The organism is Streptomyces sp. NPDC005423, from assembly GCF_040606415.1.
Taxonomy (GTDB): Bacteria; Actinomycetota; Actinomycetes; order Streptomycetales; family Streptomycetaceae; genus Streptomyces.
The window spans coordinates 1-23773 of sequence record NZ_JBEXET010000074.1 but is presented as its reverse complement, the minus strand read 5'-3'; the positions used below and the strand labels follow the sequence as shown (position 1 = coordinate 23773).

The 23773-nt window shown below is 70.6% G+C and carries 18 protein-coding genes and 2 pseudogenes; 15 read left to right on the top strand and 5 right to left on the bottom strand.

All coding sequences use genetic code 11. The features are described 5' to 3' along the window. The coding region (locus ABZT12_RS37685; RefSeq protein ID WP_356393870.1) for an Ig-like domain repeat protein at positions 1-684 on the top strand (684 nt) is incomplete at its 5' end. A 669-nt stretch (positions 685-1353) separates the two neighbouring features. Here the strand turns inward: ABZT12_RS37685 and ABZT12_RS37680 are convergent. Then, the gene (locus ABZT12_RS37680; RefSeq protein ID WP_356393867.1) at positions 1354-2004 is read right to left on the bottom strand and encodes an MBL fold metallo-hydrolase; all 651 of its coding nucleotides are present in this window, start codon (positions 2002-2004) and stop codon (positions 1354-1356) included. Between the two features lie 10 nt (positions 2005-2014). Then, positions 2015-2704 (bottom strand): maleylpyruvate isomerase family mycothiol-dependent enzyme, encoded by a 690-nt coding sequence (locus ABZT12_RS37675; RefSeq protein ID WP_356393865.1) that lies wholly within the window; start codon positions 2702-2704, stop codon positions 2015-2017. 223 nt (positions 2705-2927) lie between these two features. On the opposite strand from ABZT12_RS37675, the gene uvrA reads away from it, so the two are divergent. Then, complete coding sequence (gene uvrA, locus ABZT12_RS37670; protein WP_356393863.1) at positions 2928-5951, top strand: excinuclease ABC subunit UvrA; 3024 nt, start codon at positions 2928-2930, stop codon at positions 5949-5951. 92 nt (positions 5952-6043) lie between these two features. Here the strand turns inward: uvrA and ABZT12_RS37665 are convergent, their stop codons facing one another. Together ABZT12_RS37665 and ABZT12_RS37660 are read right to left on the bottom strand one after the other, a co-directional pair. Next, positions 6044-6955 carry a carbohydrate kinase gene (locus ABZT12_RS37665; protein WP_356393860.1) on the bottom strand — a complete coding sequence of 304 codons (912 nt, stop codon included), beginning with the start codon at positions 6953-6955 and terminating at the stop codon, positions 6044-6046. Beyond that, a complete protein-coding gene (locus ABZT12_RS37660) occupies positions 6952-8010 on the bottom strand; it encodes a LacI family DNA-binding transcriptional regulator (protein WP_356393857.1) in 1059 nt (352 codons plus the stop codon). Before ABZT12_RS37660 ends, ABZT12_RS37665 begins: the two co-directional genes overlap by 4 nt. Positions 8011-8257: 247 nt before the next feature. On the opposite strand from ABZT12_RS37660, the pseudogene ABZT12_RS37655 reads away from it, so the two are divergent. Then, positions 8258-8695, top strand: a pseudogene (locus ABZT12_RS37655) (Rieske (2Fe-2S) protein). Between the two features lie 20 nt (positions 8696-8715). Here the strand turns inward: ABZT12_RS37655 and ABZT12_RS37650 are convergent. After that, the gene (locus ABZT12_RS37650) at positions 8716-9678 is read right to left on the bottom strand and encodes a hypothetical protein (protein ID WP_356393854.1); all 963 of its coding nucleotides are present in this window, start codon (positions 9676-9678) and stop codon (positions 8716-8718) included. Positions 9679-10374: 696 nt separating this feature from the next. On the opposite strand from ABZT12_RS37650, the gene uvrC reads away from it, so the two are divergent. The 12 genes and pseudogenes from uvrC to ABZT12_RS37590 all read left to right on the top strand — a co-directional run. Next, positions 10375-12417 (top strand): excinuclease ABC subunit UvrC, encoded by a 2043-nt coding sequence (gene uvrC, locus ABZT12_RS37645; RefSeq protein WP_356393851.1) that lies wholly within the window; start codon positions 10375-10377, stop codon positions 12415-12417. Continuing rightward, positions 12414-13421, top strand: a complete 1008-nt coding sequence (gene rapZ, locus ABZT12_RS37640; protein WP_356393848.1) for an RNase adapter RapZ — start codon at positions 12414-12416, stop codon at positions 13419-13421. Before uvrC ends, rapZ begins: the two co-directional genes overlap by 4 nt. Further along, positions 13418-14485 carry a uridine diphosphate-N-acetylglucosamine-binding protein YvcK gene (gene yvcK / locus ABZT12_RS37635; protein ID WP_356393845.1) on the top strand — a complete coding sequence of 356 codons (1068 nt, stop codon included), beginning with the start codon at positions 13418-13420 and terminating at the stop codon, positions 14483-14485. Before rapZ ends, yvcK begins: the two co-directional genes overlap by 4 nt. Further along, on the top strand, positions 14476-15465 hold the full coding sequence (gene whiA / locus ABZT12_RS37630) for a DNA-binding protein WhiA (RefSeq protein ID WP_356393842.1): 990 nt from the start codon (positions 14476-14478) through the stop codon (positions 15463-15465). Before yvcK ends, whiA begins: the two co-directional genes overlap by 10 nt. Positions 15466-15611: 146 nt before the next feature. Next, positions 15612-18569 carry a M14 family zinc carboxypeptidase gene (locus ABZT12_RS37625; RefSeq protein ID WP_356393839.1) on the top strand — a complete coding sequence of 986 codons (2958 nt, stop codon included), beginning with the start codon at positions 15612-15614 and terminating at the stop codon, positions 18567-18569. Between the two features lie 189 nt (positions 18570-18758). Beyond that, positions 18759-19769 (top strand): type I glyceraldehyde-3-phosphate dehydrogenase, encoded by a 1011-nt coding sequence (gene gap, locus ABZT12_RS37620; RefSeq protein ID WP_356393836.1) that lies wholly within the window; start codon positions 18759-18761, stop codon positions 19767-19769. A gap of 131 nt (positions 19770-19900) precedes the next feature. Beyond that, positions 19901-21112 carry a phosphoglycerate kinase gene (locus ABZT12_RS37615; protein WP_356393833.1) on the top strand — a complete coding sequence of 404 codons (1212 nt, stop codon included), beginning with the start codon at positions 19901-19903 and terminating at the stop codon, positions 21110-21112. 42 nt (positions 21113-21154) lie between these two features. After that, a complete protein-coding gene (gene tpiA / locus ABZT12_RS37610; RefSeq protein ID WP_356393872.1) occupies positions 21155-21910 on the top strand; it encodes a triose-phosphate isomerase in 756 nt (251 codons plus the stop codon). 144 nt (positions 21911-22054) lie between these two features. Further along, the gene (secG, locus tag ABZT12_RS37605) at positions 22055-22291 is read left to right on the top strand and encodes a preprotein translocase subunit SecG (RefSeq protein ID WP_356393830.1); all 237 of its coding nucleotides are present in this window, start codon (positions 22055-22057) and stop codon (positions 22289-22291) included. 253 nt (positions 22292-22544) lie between these two features. Continuing rightward, entirely contained in the window at positions 22545-22832 is a 288-nt protein-coding gene (locus tag ABZT12_RS37600; protein WP_004002138.1) for an RNA polymerase-binding protein RbpA, read from the top strand. A 133-nt stretch (positions 22833-22965) separates the two neighbouring features. Beyond that, a complete protein-coding gene (locus tag ABZT12_RS37595) occupies positions 22966-23418 on the top strand; it encodes a hypothetical protein (RefSeq protein WP_356393827.1) in 453 nt (150 codons plus the stop codon). Between the two features lie 54 nt (positions 23419-23472). Then, a pseudogene (locus tag ABZT12_RS37590) lies at positions 23473-23773 on the top strand (glucose-6-phosphate isomerase); the annotation flags it as partial.

Below are 23773 nucleotides of genomic sequence, written 5' to 3'. Positions count from 1 at the left end.
GGCGCCGGTTGCTTCGCGGCGTCGACCGGCACCAGGACCGTCACGGTCAACACGGCAGCCACGACCACCACCGTGACCGCCACCCCGAACCCGTCGTTGTGCGGCCGGTCGGTGACGGTCTGCGCGACGGTGACGGCGAACCCGCCGGGTTCGGGTGTCCCGACGGGCACGGTGACGTTCACCGGTCCCGGCGGCCTCAACCAGACGGTGCCGCTCGATGCGACTGGAAAGGCGTGCCTGTCCAGCACGACACTGGCTTCCGGCACCCTCACCGCCCACTACAACGGCGCGTCCTGCTTCGGGACGTCCACCGGCGCGGTGGTCATCACAGCGACCCCCGTTCCCACCGCCATGAGCGCCTCGTCCACACAGATCCGGGTGCGCCTCAACGGCACCTTCGTGATCCAGACCATGAGCGCGACCCTGAAGGACGCCACGACCAACACCGGGATCCCCGGGATGACGGTGATCTTCCGGGCCAACTCGGCCGTCGGACCGCTCGTGCTGGGCACGGCGGTCACCGACGTCAACGGCGTGGCGACCCTCGCCCCGCCCAACCGCACGGTCCCCGCGACCGCGGTGACCGCACTCACCTACACCGCGTCCTTCGCGGGATCGGGCTGCTACGCAGCCTCATCCACCACGGCAGATCTGACCTTCGTGGCGGTCCCGCCCGTTCCGTAGCGGGAAGGAGCAAGCCCTCGACCTCGCACTCCCGCGCCGGGCCGTTCACATGCGGCCCGGCGCGGGACTGTGTGCGTGCACTCACGCGCCACACCGGCTGCGCCCGACGCTCGGTTCCGTTGTAGCTGCTCCTGGACCAGGCGAGGTCTGACTCTGAACGTCCGTTCATGCCCGCCTTCTCCTCGCAGCCGGTAAGCATCACCTGAATCTCGGCGTTGCGTTTCTGACCGGTCAACGGAAGGGGTTCCAACTGCTCTCGCAGGACTCTGCTGCGCGATTCAGTTCAGTGCGGGGTGATGGTGGGCGCGCGGTCGCGTGGTCGGCTCGGGGACGCCCGCGATGCTCCCGTTGTCCCCGTTTCGGCTCACACGTGAAACGCTCTGATTGACCACGGTACTCCCACAGCCCGCGCGTCACTGGCCCGCGCAGCCCACGCCCGTGGTCTTCTCCGCATCGCCATGCTCCTCGTTCAGGGCGCCGCCGAGGCCGGAGACACCTGTGCGGCGCAGAGTCCGGCGACTTTCCCGCCCTGGGACGGGCGGTCTCGCTGTTGACGAGGAACGGCATGACAGACGAAGCCATCGCGTGTCACCAGTGTGCTTCCGAGGCGGGTAATCCCGCGCCGTTCCCCGCCTCGGTTTCGAAACGGGGACGAGCACCCGTGCATGGCTACCAGCCTCGCGCGCGCCACTCCGGGAGGTGGGGCCGCTCAGAGCCGAGCGTGGTGTCGTTGCCGTGGCCCGGGTAGACCCAAGTCTCGTCCGGCAGCGCGAAGACCTTAGCCTCCAGGCCCGACATCAACGACTCGAAGTCCTCGCGTCGTGTTGTCCGTCCAGGCCCCCCCGGGAAAAGGCAGTCCCCGGTGAAGACGTGCGGGTGACCGTGCGGGTCGTCGTAGACGAGCGCGATCGAACCCGGTGTGTGTCCCACCAGGTGGCGCGCGGTGAGCTGGACCCGTCCCACCTGGATCATGTCGCCCTCGTCGACAGGGACGTCGGTCGGTACGGGGATGCCGTCGGCGTCCTCCCGGCCCGCGTAGGTGCGCGCGCCCGTGGCCGTCACGACCGCGGCCAGTGCCTGCCAGTGGTCACCGTGCCGGTGCGTGGTGACGACGGACGCGATGCCGTCGTCACCGATCGTGCCGAGCAGGGTGTCCGCGTCGTTGGCGGCGTCGATCAGCAGCTGTTCGCCGGTGGCCCGGCAGCGCAGCAGATAGGCGTTGTTGTCCATGGGGCCGACCGCGATCTTGGTGATCATGAGGTCGGTGAGTTCGTGCACGTCCGCCGGTCCGCCGACCGTCACCTCGCCGCTGTACGTCATGGCGGCCAGCCTATAGCGGGGGGAGCGCGGGCAAGGAGCCACCGGTCACGGTCAGGCCGGACCCGTCCCGGCGGCCGCAGAGCCAGCCGAGGAGGTCCGCGGGACGGCCGGTCACGCTCACCTCGGGCTCGTCCGCCGCCCGGCCCGTGCGCCACGCGCGCGTGCCGTCCGAGAGGTGCGTCGCGGGTACGTCGGGGTGCCCGGCGAACCGCTCGGCGAGGAAGCTGCTCTCCCGCTCCGTGAACTCGGGCGGCACGTCCTCCAGCTCGTAGCCGATGCCCAGGTCGACATGGTGCAGCTCGACCTCGATCCACCGCCGGAACGGCACCCGGGACGCCGAGTCGACGACGCCGTTGCGCAGCTCCACGGTGCGCGACCAGTCCGCGGCGGGGGCGGCGCCCGCGGACTGGAAGCGGGCCGCGCTCTCCCGCAGGTCGGCGAGGTGCGCGTCGAGGGGGCGCGGGGCGTCGCGCTCGATGTCGAGGTCCCGGGCGTCCGCCGAGGCGTACATGGGCCGCCCCTCCAGGACGTTCACCAGAGCGTCCGCGTTACGGGCCAGGTGGGCCAGGACATGACCGCGGCTCCAGTCGGGAAGCCCTGACGGGTGCGTCACGGTCGCGCCGTCGAGAGCGGCGGCTGCCGTGAGCAGTCGTTCGGTCGCGTCCCGTACACATGCCAGGTCATGAACGTGATCAATCATGCTCATGACCCTAATCCCGTCACGCCTTCGGGTGAAGGTGGTGACACTGTGCCGTAAATCGAATGCGCGTGCTATATCGTCGGGTGCGGCGTCGGGCATGCTGGATGGCCCGGGATTGTTATGCGACCTGTAATCCGACCGGCGTTGTCAGTGGCTCCCCCTAGTCTGAGAAAGCTCAGGGGCTCTGCCCCTGTCACTTCTCCCAAGAAAGGTGCGGACCGGCGTGGCCGACCGTCTCATCGTCCGTGGCGCGCGCGAGCACAATCTGAAGAATGTCTCGCTCGACCTCCCACGAGACTCGCTCATCGTCTTCACGGGCCTGTCGGGGTCGGGCAAGTCCTCCCTGGCCTTCGACACGATCTTCGCCGAGGGCCAGCGGCGCTACGTGGAGTCGCTCTCCTCGTACGCCCGGCAGTTCCTCGGCCAGATGGACAAGCCGGACGTCGACTTCATCGAGGGCCTCTCCCCGGCGGTCTCCATCGACCAGAAGTCGACCTCGCGCAACCCGCGCTCCACGGTCGGCACCATCACCGAGGTCTACGACTACCTGCGCCTGCTCTTCGCGCGCATCGGCAAGCCGCACTGCCCGGAGTGCGGCCGCCCGATCTCGCGCCAGTCGCCGCAGGCCGTCGTCGACAAGGTGCTCGCGCTGCCCGAGGGGAGCCGCTTCCAGGTCCTGTCGCCGCTGGTGCGCGAGCGCAAGGGCGAGTTCGTCGACCTGTTCGCAGACCTCCAGACCAAGGGCTACAGCCGCGCGCGCGTGGACGGCGAGACCGTTCAGCTCTCCGAGCCGCCCGTGCTGAAGAAGCAGGAGAAGCACACCATCGAGGTGGTCATCGACCGCCTCACGGTGAAGGACTCCGCCAAGCGCCGGCTCACCGACTCCGTGGAGACCGCGCTCGGCCTCTCCGGCGGCATGGTCGTGCTCGACTTCGTCGACCTCCCCGAGGACGACCCCGAGCGCGAGCGCATGTACTCGGAGCACCTGTACTGCCCGTACGACGACCTGTCCTTCGAGGAGCTGGAGCCCCGCTCCTTCTCCTTCAACTCGCCCTTCGGCGCGTGCCCCGAGTGCTCCGGCATCGGCACGCGGATGGAGGTCGACCCCGAGCTGATCGTCCCGGACGAGGACAAGTCCCTCGACGAGGGTGCCATCCACCCCTGGTCGCACGGTCACAGCAAGGACTACTTCAGCAGGCTCGTCGGCGCCCTCGCGGACGCGCTGGGATTCCGTACGGACATGCCCTTCGCGGGTCTCCCGCAGCGGGCCAGGAAGGCCCTGCTGCACGGCCACAAGACCCAGATCGAGGTCCGCTACCGCAACCGGTACGGCCGCGAGCGGGTCTACACCACGCCCTTCGAGGGGGCCGTCCCGTTCGTCAAGCGGCGGCACAGCGAGGCCGAGAGCGACGCCAGCCGTGAGCGCTTCGAGGGCTACATGCGGGAGGTGCCCTGTCCCACCTGTGCGGGGACGCGCCTCAAGCCGGTCGTCCTCGCGGTCACGATCATGGGCAAGTCGATCGCCGAGGTCGCCGGGATGTCCATCAGCGACTGCGCGGACTTCCTGGGCGAGCTGAAGCTCGACCCCCGCGACAAGAAGATCGCCGAGCGGGTGCTGAAGGAGGTCAACGAACGACTGCGCTTCCTGGTCGACGTCGGCCTCGACTACCTCTCGCTCAACCGCGCGGCCGGGACGCTCTCCGGTGGTGAGGCCCAGCGCATCCGGCTGGCCACCCAGATCGGCTCCGGCCTCGTCGGCGTCCTCTACGTCCTCGACGAGCCGTCCATCGGTCTGCACCAGCGCGACAACCACCGGCTGATCGAGACCCTGGTCCGGCTGCGCGACATGGGTAACACGCTCATCGTCGTCGAGCACGACGAGGACACCATCAAGGTCGCCGACTGGATCGTCGACATCGGTCCCGGCGCGGGCGAGCACGGCGGCCACGTCGTGCACAGCGGTTCCCTCAAGGAGCTGCTCGCCAACGAGAAGTCGCAGACCGGTCAGTACCTGTCCGGCAGGAAGGCCATCCCGCTCCCCGACATCAGGCGTCCGCGCGACCTCTCCCGGCAGCTGACGGTGCACGGCGCCCGGGAGAACAACCTCCAGGACATCGACGTCTCGTTCCCCCTGGGTGTCTTCACGGCGGTCACCGGCGTCTCCGGCTCGGGCAAGTCGACCCTGGTCAACGACATCCTCTACACCCACCTCGCGCGCGAGCTGAACGGCGCGAGGAACGTGCCGGGTCGCCACACGCGCGTGGAGGGCGACGACCTCGTCGACAAGGTCGTCCACGTCGACCAGTCGCCCATCGGCCGTACGCCCCGGTCCAACCCGGCCACGTACACCGGAGTCTTCGACCACGTCCGCAGGCTCTTCGCCGAGACGACCGAGGCGAAGGTGCGGGGCTACCTGCCCGGCCGCTTCTCCTTCAACGTCAAGGGCGGCCGCTGCGAGAACTGCGCGGGCGACGGCACCATCAAGATCGAGATGAACTTCCTGCCGGACGTCTACGTCCCGTGCGAGGTCTGCCACGGCGCGCGCTACAACCGGGAGACCCTGGACGTCCACTACAAGGGCAAGTCCATCGCGGACGTCCTGAACATGCCGATCGAGGAGGCCCTCGGCTTCTTCGAGGCCGTCCCGGCGATCGCCCGCCACCTCAGGACGCTGCACGAGGTCGGCCTCGGTTACGTCCGGCTCGGCCAGTCCGCGACCACCCTGTCCGGTGGTGAGGCCCAACGCGTCAAGCTCGCCAGCGAGTTGCAGCGCCGCTCCGCCGGACGCACGGTCTACGTCCTGGACGAGCCGACCACCGGCCTCCACTTCGAGGACATCAGCAAGCTCCTCACGGTGCTGGGCGGCCTGGTCGAGAAGGGCAACACGGTCATCGTCATCGAGCACAACCTCGACGTGATCAAGACCGCCGACTGGGTCGTCGACATGGGGCCGGAGGGCGGCGCGGGCGGCGGTCTCGTCATCGCCGAGGGCACCCCCGAGGAGGTCGCCGGCGTGCCGAGCAGCCACACCGGCAAGTTCCTGCGCGAGGTCCTCGGCGCGGACCGCGTCAGCGACGCCGAGCCGGTGCGCGCACCGCGCGGGAAGGTCGTGAAGAAGGCGGCCACGGCGAGGAAGACGGCGGTGAAGGCCACGGTGGGGACCGCCGACGGCACCGCCAAGAAGACCGCCGCGGCCACCAAGAAGGCCACTCCCGCGAAGAAGACCGCGCGGACCCGGAAGGCCTGACCGGCATGTCCAGCAGTGCCGCGCCCCGTGGGAACCATCCCGCGGGGCGCGGCAGTTGGTGCTGGTGGCACCCCGCCACCGGTGAACGCGCCTTAACGGTCGGCCAGTTCGGAGGCGTACGGCGGTTCCGCCCCCGCCCGTGAACAGGTGACCGCCGCCGCGCGCGCGGCGAACCGCAGCAGCTGGGGCCAGCCGTCCCGGCCCAGGCCCGCCAGCCCCTCGGCGGAGAGCGCGCCCCGGACGGAAAGACCGTGCAGCAGGGCGGCGTTGACCGTGTCGCCGGCTCCGATCGTGTCCACCACGTCGACCTTCTGGCCCGGCACGGCGTACACCGAGCCGTCCCGGGTGAACGCGGTGAGACCGTCGCCGCCCTGGGTGATCACCACGGCGGACGGACCGGCGGCCAGCCACTCGCGCGGATTGCCGCCCAGCCACAGCGCGTCCTCCTCGGACAGCTTGAGGAGCGACACCGACGGCAGCCAGCTGGTGAAACGCGCCCGGTAGGCGTCCGCGTCGGGGATCAGACCGGCCCGGATGTTGGGGTCGAGCGCGGTGAACACCCCCTGCGCGGACGCGGTCCGCATCAACTCCTCGTAGGCGCTCGCCCCGGGCTCCAGGACGAGTGAGCAGGTACCGAAGGACACCGCCTCCGTCTCGGCGGGCAGCGCGGCGGGCACCTCGAAGAGCCGGTCGGCGGTGCCGTCGACGTAGAAGGAGTACGCGGCCGAGCCATGCGCGTCGATCGTGGCGACCGCCAGAGTGGTCGGCTCCGGACCGCGCTGCACGTCCAGCACGTCCACGTCGGCCGCGCGCAGACCGGCGAGGAGGGCCTCACCGAAGGCGTCGTAGGAGGTGCGGGAGCAGAAGGCGGTGGGGGAGCCGAGACGGCCCAGGGCGACGGCCGTGTTGTAGGGGCCGCCGCCGAGCGCCGGTTTCAGGGTGGCGAGGGCTCCCGTGCCCTGCGGCACCAGGTCGATCAGGGCCTCACCGGCTACGACGATCACGACGGGAATCCTTTCGCGGGCTGATCGGACGGTTCCGGTTCCTCGGGGCAGCCGCACGAGGTGCGGTGGACGAAGGCGCAGGGGAGCCGCAGGGTCCGGGCGGGCCGGTCCGGGGCGGCGATACGGTCCAGCAGCAGCCGGACGGCCCGCGCGCCCATCTCCCGGCTGGACTGGGCGATCGCGGTGAGCCGGGGCGCGAAGAGATCCGCCCAGGTGAAGTCGTCGAAGCAGCACAGCGCGATGTCACGGGGCACGGACCGTCCGCGCCGGCGCAGGGCGCGCAGCGCGCCGATGGTCATCGCGTTGTTGGCGGTGACCAGGGCCGTGGGCGGGGCGGCCAGGGCCAGCAGGGTTCCGGTGGCGTCTTCGGCGGCGGCCGACTCGGAGTCGCCGTCGACCACGAGCCGTTCGTCGTGGGGGAGGCCGGCCGCGGCCAGGCCGTGCCGGTATCCGGTGATCCGTTCGGCGCTGGTGCTGAAGCCGGGCCGGCCGGCGACCAGGCCGATCCGGCGGTGACCGAGCCCGGCGAGGTGGGTGACGAGCCGGGCCGTCGGTCCTGCGTTCTCGGCGCACACCTGGTCGAAGCGGTGGGCCGCGTCCGGGGCGGTGCGGACGGCCCGGTCCAGGAAGACGGTGGGCACGGCGTGCCGCGTGAGGTAGGCGACGAGGTCGCGGGGGGCCGCCGAGGGGGCGACGATCATGCCGTCGACCCGCCGCTCGTGCAGGAGTTGGACGACCGTGCGCTCGTGCTCCGGGTCGTCGTGCGGATCGGCGATGAGGAGGCTGTAGCCGTGCTCCAGGGCGCCGGCCTCCACGCCCTGGAGGATCTCGGTGAAGTACGGGTTGCTGATCGCCGAGACCGCGAGCCCGATGGACCGGGTGCGGGACGTGACCAGCGAACGGGCGAGGGTGTTGGGTGTGTAGCCGAGTTCCTCGATCGCCGTCAGCACGGCCTGACGGGTGCGGGGCAGCACCGGGCGGGTGGAGTTCAGTACATGCGAGACGGTCGCGACGGAGACGCCGGCGCTCCGTGCGACATCGGCCATGGTCACCAACGGAGTTCCCCCTCCCGGGCCGCAGCGGGCGTTCTGGCCGGGAACGTATCTCATCCGAGGTCCGACGTAAACGCTTGCGCAAGCGTTTACGTACAGTGAGTCCCCGCCCGGCGGACCCCCGTCGAAGCGGACGGATCCCCACCGGTCTCGTCGCCGTGCACCGCCCTCCCGCGCCTCCCGTCCCTCCCGCCCCTCCTGCGCCCGCACTCGAACCCGCGCAGCGCTCACCGAGACCTGTGGGGACCCCCTGCCCGGCCGTCCCGTCTCAAGCCGCCGTACCGTCTGCGCCGAGCGGCCCTCGCACCCGTCGCGGGGCTGGGGCTCGCGGCCTGCTCGTCAGCGGGGCACGGCGGCCACGCCCCCACCGCGCCGGTCGAGCTCGACGCGGAGAGCGAGGTCGCCCGGGGGAGTGCCGAGCTCTGCCGGGATCACGACGTGGTGGTCAGCCGTGCCCGGAACGGCACCCTCCGGGCGTACAGCACGATCTGCACGCACGCGCAGTGCCCCATCGACGAGCTGGACGGCACGACCCTGATCGTTCCCTGCCGCTGCCCCGGTCCCTGCCACGTCAGCCGGTGCGACACCACCGGCGGCAAGGTGCTGCGCTCCCCGGCCACCGCGCCGCTCCGGGAGCTGTCTGTGGAGGCGTAGGAACGGGAAGATCGTCGCGGGGCAGGCCTCCTGACCCGGGTAAACCCCGGCGGCTCACTCCCAGTCCCAGCCGATCCCCACGATCCCCGACCGCACGCGCGGCTCCACGAGGTGCACCGAGCGGTGCAGGCCGCTCAGCCGCAGCTCCTGCCGGCCGCTGCGCGGGGCCGCCGCCGAGTGCTGGGTGAAACGGTGGCAGCCCACCGGGAGCGTCTCCTCGTCGAAGTGCACCTGGAGCGCGTACTGGCCGCCCGCGAAGCCGAACCCGCGCACGTACTCCCGGGAGGCACCGGCGGTGCCGTCGTCGACGCCGTAGCGGAAGAGGAACGTATCTCCAGAGCGCAGCCGGGTGCCGAAGAGGATCTCGGCGACCAGGACACCCGTGTCGTGGTGCCAACGGACGCGCCCCGTGCGGCAGTTCTCCAGGGCGTGCACCGTCATGCGCTCCGGCGCGCACCCCGGGTCGCCGTGGTGCACGGCGACGAAGCGGTCGACGCCGTCGCGGTGGGCGCGGACGATGTGGTGGGACTCGCGGCCGGCCAGCTCCCGGCGGGCGCCGATGCGGACCCGTTCGTGGTGTCCGAGGGTGTGCAGTCCGCCGTCGAGTGTCGACTCGAGTTCCCGCAACAGCCGTTCCAGCACGCCGGTGGCCTCGACCAGGGAGCGGTAGGAGCGGGTCGCCGGGCGCTGTGTGGCCGAGCGCTCGTCGGCCTGCGCGAGCAGCCGGATCAGCGACTCCTCGGGCAGTTGCAGGATCTCCTCCAGCGCCCGTACGGCCCGCAGCGACTCGGGGCGCTGCGGGCGGCGGGCGCCCTGCTGCCAGTAACTCAGGCTGGTGACACCGACCTTGACCCCGTAGCGCGACAGATGGTGCTGTACGCGTTGCAACGGCAGCCCGCGGGCGGCGATCGCGGCGCGCAGCGCGACATGGAAGGGGCCGCCACGCAGGGCGGAGTCCAGTTCCGCGCCGGCGGCTTCCACGGTGGCGACGTCCGCCCCCTGTGTGGCGTGCGGCATGCAGGGGCCTCTCTGTGACTGGTCACAACGGCTGGTCAGGCCGTTCACGCGGTGTCGGGGCCACCCCGTCGGCGCCGGGGGCGTCCGCTCATCCGTAGACCGTCGTGCCCGGCCCCGAGTTCCCCCGCATTGAAGCGTGTTGACCAAGTCCCGACAACACCTCAAGCCCAACCACGCGCTGCCACGGCCGAGTTGGAATCCACCCATACAGGGGGACGCGGCCCTCCCGTAGTCGCCCGGTACGCCCCCGCTCACCCGCGCGGACAGCGCCGACTCGTGCGGCGAGCCGTGCGGCGGGGGCGCCCCGCCGCGTTCCGGGCCCCCCTCCCGGGAACGCGCCGTGCCCGGGACGACGGCCGGAACGCCGCCGGTCGGCCGAGGGCGGTCGGCCGGCGACCGCTTCGGGCCCGTACGCTCGGCCGGCCTCAAGATCCGCCCCCGACCGAACCCGCGGCAGCGGCCCGGTCATCGATCCCACGGCGGCCCAGGGCGGACGCCGTCGTGGGAAGCCCCCGACGGCCGGCACTCGGCCTTGGCGGTCCCGGTGGTTCCGCCGGTCCCGGACGTACCCGGACCTCGTGGGCATCTCGCCCGCCCCGGACCCCGGCAGGCGTTCCACCAGGCGTTCCGCCCGGTATCTCCGACGTTGTCCACAGGCTCGCCGCGCTGTCACCCCTCGCCAGTAGGGTGTGAAACATGGCCGACCCCTCCAGCTACCGCCCCAGGCCGGGAGAGATCCCGGACTCGCCCGGGGTCTACAAGTTCCGCGACGAGCACCGCCGGGTGATCTACGTCGGGAAGGCGAAAAGCCTGCGCCAGCGCCTGGCGAACTACTTCCAGGACCTGGCCGGACTCCACCCGCGCACCCGCACCATGGTCACCACGGCCGCGTCGGTGGAGTGGACGGTGGTGTCCACGGAGGTCGAGGCACTTCAGCTGGAGTACTCCTGGATCAAGGAGTACGACCCCCGGTTCAACGTCAAGTACCGCGACGACAAGAGCTACCCGTCGCTCGCGGTCACGATGAACGAGGAGTTCCCGCGCGTCCAGGTGATGCGCGGTCACAAGAAGAAGGGCGTTCGCTACTTCGGGCCGTACGCGCACGCGTGGGCCATCCGCGACACCGTGGATCTCCTGCTGCGGGTGTTCCCCGTGCGCACCTGCTCGGCCGGTGTCTTCAAGAACGCCGCCCGCACCGGCCGCCCCTGTCTGCTCGGCTACATCGGCAAGTGCTCCGCCCCCTGCGTCGGCCGCGTCTCCGAGGAGGAGCACCGCGAACTGGCCGACGAGTTCTGCGACTTCATGGCCGGCCGCACCGGCACGTACATCCGCCGTCTGGAGACACGGATGACGGACGCGGCGGAGGAGATGGAGTACGAGCGGGCCGCCCGGCTGCGCGACGACATCGAGGCCCTGAAGAAGGCGATGGAGAAGAACGCGGTGGTGCTCGCCGACGCCACCGACGCCGACCTGATGGCGGTCGCCGAGGACGAGCTGGAGGCGGCCGTCCAGATCTTCCACGTACGCGGCGGACGCGTACGGGGCCAGCGCGGCTGGGTGACCGACAAGGTCGAGGAGGTCACGACCGCCGCCCTGGTGGAACACGCCCTCCAGCAGCTCTACGGCGAGGAGAGTGGGGACTCCGTCCCCAAGGAGGTACTCGTCCCCGCGCTGCCCGACCCGCTGGAACCGGTCCAGCAGTGGCTGACCGACCGCCGCGGGGCGAACGTGTCGCTGCGCATCCCGCAGCGCGGCGACAAGCGGGCCCTCATGGAGACCGTCCAGCGCAACGCCGAGCATTCGCTGATCCTCCACAAGACCAAGCGTGCCTCCGACCTGACCACCCGCTCGCGCGCCCTGGAGGAGATCGCCGAGGCGCTCGGCCTGGACAGCGCCCCCCTGCGGATCGAGTGCTACGACATCTCGCACCTCCAGGGCGACGACGTGGTGGCCTCCATGGTCGTCTTCGAGGACGGCCTCCAGCGCAAGGGCGAGTACCGCCGTTTCCAGATCAAGGGCTTCGAGGGCCAGGACGACGTCCGCTCCATGCACGAGGTGATCACCCGCCGCTTCCGGCGCTACCTCGCCGACAAGGAGAAGACCGGTGAGTGGGCGGACGGCGACGAGCTGAAGGACGAGGACGGCCGCCCCAGGCGCTTCGCCTACCCCCCGCAGCTCGTCGTCGTGGACGGCGGGCAGCCGCAGGTCGCCGCCGCCAAGCGGGCCATGGACGAACTGGGCATCGACGACATCGCGGTGTGCGGCCTCGCCAAGCGCCTGGAAGAGGTCTGGCTGCCGGACGAGGACGACCCGGTCGTCCTGCCCCGCACCAGCGAGGGCCTCTATCTGCTCCAGCGCGTCCGTGACGAGGCCCACCGGTTCGCGATCACCTACCAGCGGGCCAAGCGGGCCAAGCGGTTCCGGGCGAGCCCCCTGGACGACGTACCGGGACTGGGCGAGACCCGTAAGCAGGCGTTGATCAAGCATTTCGGTTCGGTGAAGAAGCTGCGATCCGCGACAATCGACCAGATCTGTGAGGTACCCGGCATAGGCCGTAAAACAGCCGAGACGATCGCCGTGGCCCTCGCCGGGGCGGCCCCGGCCGCACCCGCCGTGAACACGGCCACCGGAGAGATCATGGAAGAGACGGAAGACGGGACACCCGGGACGACGACGGGTGCCCCAGGAGAGCCCGTGACCGCGGGCGCTCCGGACGAGCGACGGGGGCAGGAGACATGACCGAGCACGAGCAGCGGACCACAGCCGGGCGAGATCGGACGCACAAGGAGACGGGCGAGGATCAGGCTCCAGCGGAATCCGCCCAGGACAACGGAGCAGCAGAAGTGAGTACGGACAGCACGCCATCCGGAGCACCCGAAACGGCCATCCCCGAGCTGGTGATCATCTCCGGCATGTCCGGGGCCGGCCGGTCCACGGCCGCCAAATGCCTGGAGGACCTCGGCTGGTTCGTCGTCGACAACCTCCCGCCCGCCCTCATCCCCACCATGGTGGAGCTGGGCGCGCGCTCCCAGGGGAACGTGGCGCGGATCGCGGTCGTCGTCGACGTACGCGGACGGCGGTTCTTCGACAACCTCCGGGAGTCCCTCGCCGACCTGGCGGCCAAGCACGTCACCCGGCGGATCGTCTTCCTGGAGTCCTCCGACGAGGCCCTGGTGCGCCGCTTCGAGTCGGTGCGCCGCCCGCACCCCCTCCAGGGCGACGGCCGCATCGTCGACGGCATCGCCGCCGAGCGGGAGCTGCTGCGCGAACTGCGCGGCGACGCCGACCTCGTGATCGACACCTCCAGCCTCAACGTGCACGAGCTGCGCGCCAAGATGGACGCCCAGTTCGCCGGCGAGGAGGAGCCCGAACTGCGGGCCACGGTCATGTCCTTCGGCTTCAAGTACGGCCTCCCGGTCGACGCCGACCTCGTCGCCGACATGCGCTTCCTGCCCAACCCGCACTGGGTTCCGGAGCTGCGCCCCTTCAGCGGTCTCAACGAGGAGGTGGCGGCCTACGTCTTCAACCAGCCCGGCGCCAAGGAGTTCCTCGACCGGTACGCGGAGCTGCTCCGGCTCATCGCGGCCGGCTACCGCCGCGAGGGCAAGCGCTATGTGACGATCGCGATCGGCTGCACCGGTGGCAAGCACCGCTCGGTCGCCACGTCGGAGAAGCTCGCCGCGCGGCTCGTGGCCGAGGGCGTGGAGACGGTGGTCGTGCACCGGGACATGGGACGGGAATGACAGGACTGACTCCGCGGCTGAGCAGGCTGCGCCGAGGAGTGCCCGAGGGGCGTACGCCCAGGCCCGTGGCGGCCCGCGGCGGCAGGCCGCGCCGCCGCGGCACCCAGCCCAAGGTGGTCGCCCTCGGCGGCGGCATGGGCCTGTCCGCCTCGCTCGCCGCCCTGCGCCGCATCACCGGCGACCTCACCGCCGTCGTCACCGTGGCGGACGACGGCGGTTCCAGCGGACGCCTCCGCGACGAGCTGGGCGTGCTGCCCCCGGGCGATCTGCGCAAGGCCCTCGCCGCGCTGTGCGGCGACGACGACTGGGGCCAGACCTGGGCCCGGGTCATCCAGCACCGCTTCCAGTCCCATGGCGACCTGCACGAGCACGCGGTCGGCAACTTGCTGATCGTCGCCCTGTGGGAGCAGCTCGGCGACCACGTCCAGGCGCTCGACCTGGTCGGCAAGCTGCTCGGCGCGCACGGGCGCGTGCTGCCCATGTCCGCCGTCCCGCTGGAGCTTCAGGCCCTGGTCAAGGGGCACGACCCGGCCCGGCCCGACGACGTCGACACCGTACGCGGGCAGGCGACCGTCGCCCTCACGCCCGGCGAGGTGCAGTCCGTGCACCTGGTGCCGCACGATCCGCCCGCCGTCCCCGAGGCCGTCGCCGCCGTGCTCGACGCCGACTGGGTGGTGCTCGGCCCCGGTTCGTGGTTCTCCTCGGTCATCCCGCACCTGCTCGTGCCCGAACTCCTGGACGCCCTCACAGAGACCAGGGCGCGCCGGGTACTCTCCCTGAACCTCGTGCCGCAGCCCGGAGAAACCGAAGGCTTCTCCCCGCAGCGTCATTTGGAGGTTTTGGGACGACACGCCCCTAAACTCGCCCTGGACGTGGTGCTGGCCGACGAGGCCGCCGTGCCCGACCGTGCCTCGCTCACCGAAGCCGCCAAGCGGCTCGGCGCCGCGGTCGAGCTGGCGCCGGTGGCCCGGCCCGACGGAACTCCAAGGCACGACCCGGAGCTGCTGGCCGCCGCGTACGACCGTATTTTTCGGATGCATGGAAGGATCGGCCCATGGCGATGACGGCAGCGGTGAAGGATGAGATCTCCCGGCTCCCCGTCACCCGGACCTGCTGCAGGAAGGCGGAGGTCTCCGCCATTCTGCGGTTCGCCGGCGGCCTCCACCTGGTGAGCGGGCGCATCGTGATCGAGGCGGAGCTGGACACCGCGATGGCGGCGCGCCGGCTCAAACGGGACATCCTGGAGATCTTCGGCCACAGTTCCGAGCTGATCGTGATGGCTCCCGGCGGACTGCGCCGCGGCTCCCGTTACGTCGTCCGGGTGGTCGCGGGCGGTGACCAGCTGGCCCGTCAGACGGGGCTCGTGGACGGCCGTGGTCGCCCCATCCGGGGTCTGCCGCCGCAGGTGGTCTCGGGGGCCACCTGCGACGCGGAGGCGGCCTGGAGAGGCGCGTTCCTGGCGCACGGCTCGCTGACCGAGCCGGGCCGGTCCTCCTCCCTGGAGGTCACCTGCCCGGGTCCGGAGGCCGCGCTCGCCCTGGTGGGCGCCGCCCGCCGGCTCTCGATCGCCGCGAAGGCGCGCGAGGTGCGCGGGGTGGACCGGGTGGTCGTCCGCGACGGCGATGCGATCGGCGCCCTGCTCACCCGGCTCGGCGCGCACGAGTCCGTGCTGGCCTGGGAGGAGCGCCGGATGCGCCGCGAGGTGCGCGCCACGGCGAACCGGCTCGCCAACTTCGACGACGCCAACCTGCGCCGCTCGGCCCGCGCCGCCGTCGCGGCCGGTGCCCGGGTGCAGCGGGCGCTGGAGATCCTCGCCGACGAGGTCCCGGAGCATCTCGCGGCCGCCGGCCGGCTGCGCATGGACCACAAGCAGGCCTCCCTGGAGGAGCTGGGCGCGCTCGCCGACCCGCCCCTCACCAAGGACGCGGTGGCGGGCCGGATCCGCCGGCTGCTGGCGATGGCCGACAAGCGGGCGCAGGACCTCGGTATCCCGGGCACGGAGTCCAACCTCACCGAGGAGATGGCCGACAACCTGGTCGGCTGATGATCCGTCAGCGCGCCGGTGCCGACGCCCCGTTGGGCGGCCGGCACCGGCGTTCGGCTCTCTGGGCGGTGCTCTTGACTCGATCTTGAAGTGTCATGAGCCTGGCATCTGTTCGCCGCGGTGGCGGACGACTGCTAGGGGGGTTCATGAGACACAGAGCGAGAACGATCCTCGCCGCCGGCGTGCTGCTGCTCGCCGGAGCGAGCATCGCGCCCGTCGCCCAGGCGCAGAACGGGGGTGCCGCCGCGTCCGACCCGGACGCGGTCAAGGTGTTCCACGCCGAGGTCACCCAGAAGCAGATCCCGCTGCTGCTCAAGGCCGGGCAGGACGGCCACGAACTCGGCGACGACAGCGCTTCGGCGTCCGGCAGGACGGCCGTCGAGGTCTACCTCACCGACCGGCAGGCGCGGAAGCTGGAGAAACAGGGCGTCGACCTCACCGAGCACACCCTTTCGGCCAAGGCCGAAACCCGCGTGGAGGACGCGGCACAGGGCGTGTTCCGCCCGTACAGCGGAAGCGGCGGTCTGGAGGAGGAGATCGTCAGGACCGGGCAGGCGCACCCCGGCCTGACCAAGGTCGAGTCGATCGGCAAGACCGTGAACGGCCAGGACATCCTCGCGCTCAAACTGACCAAGGGCGCCAAGAAGTCCAAGGACGGCTCCAAGCCCTCCGTGCTCTACGTCTCCAACCAGCACGCGCGCGAGTGGATCACCCCGGAGATGACCCGCCGGCTGATGCACTACTACCTGGACAACTACGCGACCGACAAGCGCGTCAAGAAGATCGTCGACTCCACCGAGCTCTGGTTCGTCCTCTCCGCCAACCCGGACGGCTACGACTACACGTTCCGCGACAGCGCCACCCGCCTGTGGCGCAAGAACCTGCGGGACATCAACGGCGACGGCGTCATCTCCGCCGGTGACGGCGTCGACCTCAACCGCAACTTCGCCTACAAGTGGGGCTACGACGACGAGGGTTCCTCCCCCAACCCCACGAGCGAGACCTACCGCGGCGCGGCCCCCGGCTCCGAGCCGGAGACCCGGGCGCTGGACACCTTCGAGAAGCGGATCGGCTTCGGCTACGGCATCAACTACCACTCCGCCGCCGAACTCCTCCTCTACGGAGTCGGCTGGCAGGTGGCGACCCCCAGCCCCGACGACGTGCTCTACAAGGCGCTCGCCGGCACCCCGGACAACCCGGCGATCCCCGGCTACCACTCCCAGGTCTCCTCGGAGCTGTACACCACCAACGGCGAGGCGGACGGGCACGCGTCGAACGTCAACGGGATGGCGATGTTCACCCCCGAGATGTCGACCTGCCAGACCGCGTCGAACCTCGACCCGAACGACGCCTGGAACGCGGCCGACTGCCAGTCCGTCTTCAACTTCCCCGACGACGAGACGCTGATCCAGAAGGAGTTCCAGAAGAACGTCCCCTTCGCGCTCTCCGTCGCCGAGACCGCCGTCCACCCCGACCGGCCCGCGTCGTCGGTCGGCCTGAGCGCCGCCGACTTCACCCCGGCGACCTTCGCCACGTCGTACGCGCGCGGCGCCGGCCAGAAAGTCTCCGCCGTCGTACGGAAGTCCGTGCGCGACAAGGAACTCGCGTACCGCGTCAACGGCGGCCGTACCGAGCACGGGACGCTCAAGGCGTGGAAGGGCGGCCGCACCTACGGCGGCCACGACAACCTGTACTTCGACGAGTACCGGGCCGAGGTCAGGGGCGGCCACCCCGGTGACACGGTCGAGGTCTGGTTCACCGGCAGGACGAAGGCCGGGAAGCGCACCTCCAGCGCGCACTTCACCTACACGGTGGCGCGGCGGCCCGCGGCGGACACCCTCGTCGTCGCCGAGGAGGGCACGGTCGCCACCCAGGCACAGACCTACGTCGACGCGCTGAAGGCGAACGGCCGCAAGGCGCTCGTCTGGGACGTCGCCACCCAGGGCGCGCCCGACGCGCTCGGGGTGCTCGACCACTTCGGGACGGTCGTGCACTACTCCGGCCCGGCCGGCCCCCGCAACGACACCCAGCTCCAGCTGCGCGCCTTCCTCAACGAGGGCGGCAAGCTGATCGAGGCCGGCGAACAGGCGGGCGGCTCCGTCGACCTCGGCGACGGCACCCCGTCGGACGACTTCAGCCAGTACTACCTGGGCGCCTACTCGCGCACCTCCACCCCCGGGGCCACCGGTTTCACCGGCACCGGCAAGCTCGACGGTTTCACCGGCGCCCTCGGCGGCGTGCCCGGCAACCCGCTGGACCGGGCCGGCACCTACAGCGTCACCTCCGACTCCCTCGCCCCGTCCGCCTACCCGCAGTTCGCCAGTGCCGGGGCGGGCCGCTTCGCCGGGACGGTCAACCCCTACGGCCCCTACGCGGGCTCCTCCATGGCGGCCGCCGTCCACACCGACGACGCCTACAAGCGCCTCACCCGCACCATCGACCTCACCGGAGTGAGCGCGGCCGACCGGCCCACGCTCCGCACCGAACTGCTGTGGGACACCGAGCCGGGCTACGACCACGCCGTGGTGGAGATCCACACCACCGGGGCCGACGACTGGACCACGCTCCCGGAGGCGGGCGGCGCCACCAGCTCCGCGGTACCCACGGAGTGCGAGGCCGGGTTCCTGGTGGCCGACCACCCCTGGCTCAAGCACTATCTGACCGTCGCGGCGAGCGGCTGCGCGGCCAGCGGCACCACCGGCTCGTGGAACAGCTTCACCGGCGCCTCCGCCGGCTGGCAGCAGGTCGGCTTCGACCTGAGCGCCTACGCCGGGAAGTCCGTCGAGGTGTCGCTCAGCTACATCACCGACCCGGGCACCGGCGGCCACGGCGTCCTCGCCGACGACGCCTCGCTCGTCGTCGGGGGCACCGCGCGCGAGACGGAGGGTTTCGAGACCTCGCTCGGCGCCTGGCACGCGTCCGGCCCTCCTGCCGGTAGTCCCGCGGTCCTGAACGACTGGACCCGCACCGGAGCCCTCTTCCAGACGTACGGCGCGGTCACCACGGACCGGACCGTGCTGCTGGGCTTCGGTCTGGAGCAGGTGACCTCGGCCGCCGACCGTGCGGCCCTGGTCAGCAGGGCGTTGGCGGCTCTGCGGAGCTGACGCAGGATGACAGTGTCATGAACATCAAGGGCGGTCCGTACCCCTACTGGCGGGTACGGACCGCCCTGCCGTGTATGGGGCATCTCGATGTCACCCCCGAGGCTCCAGGGAGGTAGGGTCGGAGGCGGTCGGGGACATCCCATACAACTCGCCGGCACTGAGCCGGCGTACCAACGAGGAGATCGGTTCGTGACGATCCGCGTAGGCATCAACGGCTTTGGCCGCATCGGTCGTAACTACTTCCGCGCGCTGCTGGAGCAGGGTGCTGACATCGAGATCGTGGCTGTCAACGACCTGGGTGACACCGCGACCACCGCTCACCTGCTCAAGTACGACACCATCCTGGGTCGTCTCAAGGCCGAGGTGTCGCACACCGCCGACACGATCACCGTGGACGGCCACACCATCAAGGTCCTGTCCGAGCGCAACCCCGCCGACATCCCGTGGGGCGAACTGGGCGTCGACATCGTCATCGAGTCGACGGGCATCTTCACCAAGAAGGCCGACGCCGAGAAGCACATCGCCGGCGGCGCCAAGAAGGTCCTCATCTCGGCTCCGGCCAAGGACGAGGACATCACCATCGTGATGGGTGTCAACCAGGACAAGTACGACGCGGCCAACCACCACGTCATCTCCAACGCCTCCTGCACCACCAACTGTGTGGCGCCGATGGCCAAGGTGCTCGACGAGAACTTCGGCATCGTCAAGGGCCTGATGACGACGGTCCACGCGTACACGAACGACCAGCGCATCCTGGACTTCCCGCACTCGGACCTGCGCCGCGCCCGCGCCGCCGCCGAGAACATCATCCCGACCACGACCGGTGCCGCCAAGGCCACCGCCCTGGTCCTCCCGCAGCTCAAGGGCAAGCTGGACGGCATCGCGATGCGCGTCCCGGTCCCCACCGGCTCGGCCACCGACCTGGTTGTCCAGCTCCAGCGCGAGGTCACCCGGGACGAGGTCAACGCCGCGTTCAAGAAGGCCTCCGAGGACGGCGACCTCAAGGGCTACCTGACGTACACCGAGGACCCGATCGTCTCCTCGGACATCGTCGGCGACCCGTCGTCCTGCACCTTCGACTCCTCCCTGACCATGGTCCAGGACGGCACGTCGGTGAAGATCCTCGGCTGGTACGACAACGAGTGGGGTTACTCCAACCGTCTCGTCGACCTCACCGTCTTCGTCGGCGGCCGGCTCTAACTCCGGAGCAGGCGTCTCGATGTGAGCCAGGGCTCGGACAGCGCGCAGGCCGCGCGGTCCGAGCCCTGCGCCACGTAGTGATCGACCAGCCCTCCAGGATCCGCAGAGCCCTCCCTAGGAGCACCCTTTCCATGAAGACGATCGACGAACTTCTCGCCGAAGGCGTGGACAACAAGCGGGTCTTCGTCCGCGCCGACCTCAACGTTCCGCTGGCCGACGGTCTCATCACCGACGACGGCCGCATCCGCGCCGTACTGCCCACGATCAAGGCCCTCGCCGCGGCGGGCGCCAAGGTGATCGTCGCCTCGCACCTGGGCCGCCCCAAGGGCGCCCCGGACCCGGCCTTCTCGCTGCTCCAGCCCGCCGAGCGGCTCGGTGAACTCCTCGGTGCCCCGGTCGCGTTCGCCCAGGACACCGTCGGCCCCGCCGCCCACGACGCGGTGAACGGCCTTGAGCCCGGCCAGGTCGCGGTCATCGAGAACCTGCGCTTCAACCCGGGCGAGACGTCCAAGGACGACACCGAGCGCGGCGAGTTCGCCGACCGGCTCGCCGCCCTGGCCGATGTCTACGTAGGCGACGGTTTCGGCGCCGTGCACCGCAAGCACGCCTCCGTGTACGACCTGCCGGCCCGCCTGCCGCACTACGCCGGCTACCTCATCGCCACCGAGGTCGGCGTCCTGAAGAAGCTCACCACCGACGTGGCACGCCCCTACGTGGTGGCGCTCGGCGGCTCCAAGGTCTCCGACAAGCTCGCCGTCATCGACGAACTGCTCGGTAAGGCCGACCGGTTGCTCATCGGCGGCGGCATGGCCTTCACCTTCCTCAAGGCGCAGGGGTACGAGATCGGCGCCTCCCTGGTCCAGGACGACCAGCTGCCCGCCGTCACCGAGTACGTCGAGCGCGCCGGGAAGAACGGCGTCGAACTGGTCGTCCCCGTGGACGTCGTCACCGCGACCCAGTTCCCGGACCTGAAGACCAAGGCCCCCTCCCACCCCGACACCGTCGCCGCGGACGCCATCCCGGCCGACCAGATGGGCCTCGACATCGGTCCCGAGACCGGTGCCCTGTACGCCTCGAAGCTCGCCGACGCCGCCACCGTCTTCTGGAACGGCCCCATGGGCGTCTTCGAGCACCCCGACTACGCCGAGGGCACCAAGGCGGTCGCCCAGGCCCTCGTCGACTCCCCGGCCTTCACGGTCGTCGGCGGCGGCGACTCCGCCGCGGCCGTCCGCACCCTGGGCTTCGACGAGACGGCATTCGGCCACATCTCGACCGGCGGTGGCGCCTCCCTCGAATACCTAGAGGGCAAGACGCTCCCCGGTCTCGCCGCACTGGAGGACTGACCTTTCATGGCTGCATCTCTCCCTTCCGGACGCACGCCCCTGATGGCGGGCAACTGGAAGATGAACCTCAACCACCTTGAGGCCATCGCCCACGTCCAGAAGCTCGCCTTCGCCCTGGCCGACAAGGACTACGAGGCCGTAGAGGTCGCCGTCCTGCCGCCCTTCACCGACCTGCGCTCCGTGCAGACCCTGGTCGACGGCGACAAGCTCAAGATCAAGTACGGCGCCCAGGACCTCTCGGCGCAGGACTCCGGCGCCTACACCGGCGAGATCTCCGGCTCGATGCTGGCCAAACTGAAGTGCACGTACGTGGCGGTCGGCCACTCCGAGCGCCGCCAGTACCACGCCGAGACCGACGAGATCGTCAACGCCAAGGTCAAGGCCGCGTACAAGCACGGTCTGACCCCGATCCTCTGCGTCGGCGAGGAGCTGGACGTGCGCGAGGCGGGCAACCACGTCGCGCACACGCTCGCCCAGGTCGAGGGCGGCCTCAAGGACCTCCCGGCCGAGCAGGCCGAGTCGGTCGTGATCGCCTACGAGCCCGTCTGGGCGATCGGCACCGGCAAGGTCTGCGGGGCCGAGGACGCGCAGGAGGTCTGCGCGGCCGTCCGCGGCAAGCTCGCCGAGCTCTACACGCAGGAGCTGGCCGACAAGGTCCGCATCCAGTACGGCGGCTCCGTCAAGTCCGGCAACGTCGCCGAGATCATGGCCCAGGCCGACATCGACGGCGCCCTGGTCGGCGGGGCCTCGCTGGACGCCGACGAGTTCGTCAAGATCGTGCGCTTCCGCGATCAGTGAGCCCGTCGGTGCGCCGACCGGTGAGTAGGCGGTAGCAGCGATCCGTCGTACCCTTGCGGGGGCATGGCGCCGTGCGGCGAAGCCGCGTATCGACAGGCGCCGTGCCCCCGTTCTCCATCCGAATCCGAGGAAGTTGGTCCAGCCGTGGTTTTGGGGTTCTCGATCGCCCTGATCGTCTTCAGCCTGCTGCTGATGCTGCTGGTGCTGATGCACAAGGGCAAGGGCGGCGGTCTCTCCGACATGTTCGGCGGCGGCATGGCGTCGTCCGTCGGCGGTTCCTCGGTCGCCGAGCGCAACCTCGACCGCATCACCGTGGTGCTCGGTCTGCTCTGGTTCGCCTGCATCGTGGTGCTCGGCCTGCTGATGAAGTCGAACAGCTGAGCCTCGTTCCTTTCCCGCATTCCGCACGTAAGGCCCCATGTTCGGTACGCGCAGCTGAGCGCGGCCTATCATGGGGCTTGCGTCTGGATGCGGGGCGGTAACTCCAATGACTGGACGTGCGTTGGGCCTTACGTAGACTGAGGCGCTCGCAACGAAGCGAAACGCCGACTCGCTTCGCGGCACCATCACGCAGGGAGTTACGACCGTGGCAAGTGGCAACGCGATCCGAGGAAGCCGGGTCGGGGCGGGGCCGATGGGCGAGGCCGAGCGCGGCGAGTCCGCGCCGCGGCTGCGCATCTCCTTCTGGTGCTCCAACGGGCACGAGACGCAGCCCAGCTTCGCCAGCGACGCGCAGGTCCCCGACACCTGGGACTGCCCGCGCTGCGGCTTCCCCGCCGGACAGGACCGGGACAACCCGCCCGACCCGCCGCGCACCGAACCCTACAAGACGCACCTCGCCTACGTACGGGAGCGGCGCAGCGACGCGGACGGCGAGGCGATCCTCGCCGAGGCGCTCGCCAAACTGCGGGGCGAAATCTAGGAGTTGAGACCGGCCGGGTGCCCACAGGTACCTGGCCGGAGCTGTTTTCCACCCACGGCGGCGGGCCGGCTCCGGACCGCTTGTCAGTGGTGCCCTCTACGGTGTGTGAAGTGACGAACCGTGAGGGGGAGTGGTGGCGACGGTCGACGTGACGGATAGTCATGTGCCCGCGTGGCGCGGAGGATTCGGACGGCTGTGGACCGCCGCCGTGATCTCCCGCTTCGGAGACGCGCTGCGTGGCGCCGCGCTGCCCCCGCTCGCCGGCGCCCCCGCGCCCCTGCGCGTACTGTGCTGGGCGACGGCGCTCTGCAATGTCGGGATGGGCGCTCTGATCGCCACCCTGGTGATCCTGGTGACCGGCCGACTGGACGCCGGCACCGCCGGATACGTGGCGGCGACCACCGCGTACGCCGTGGGCGCTCTCCTCGGTGGCGCCGCCGCCGCGGCCCGGGGGGCCAACACGCCCGCCCTGGTGACCGCCGGCTTCTTCGTTCTGTCGGTCATCGCGCTGATACCCGCGGTCAAGCCGGACGTACCTGTTGTTGGCCCTCCGCACGACGCGGCAACGGCTCACGTCACGGGCTGATCAATTAGGTTGGGACAGGCCCCGAGGTCGGTAGGAAAGAAGGCTGAAGTCGGAATGAACGCAGACGGCCGTACCAGGCTCAATCAGACACCCGAGTGGAGCGCGCTGGCCCAGCACCGGGAGGAGTTGGGGGAGACCCAGCTGCGGGAGCTGTTCGCCGCCGATCCCGGGCGGGGCGCCGGCTACACGCTCCAGGTCGGTGATCTGCGCATCGACTACTCCAAGCACCTGATCACCGACGAGACACTGGCCCTCCTGCACGAACTGGCCGTGGCGACGGATGTGTTCGGGCTGCGGGACGCGATGTTCCGCGGTGAGCGGATCAACACCACCGAGGACCGTGCGGTGCTGCACA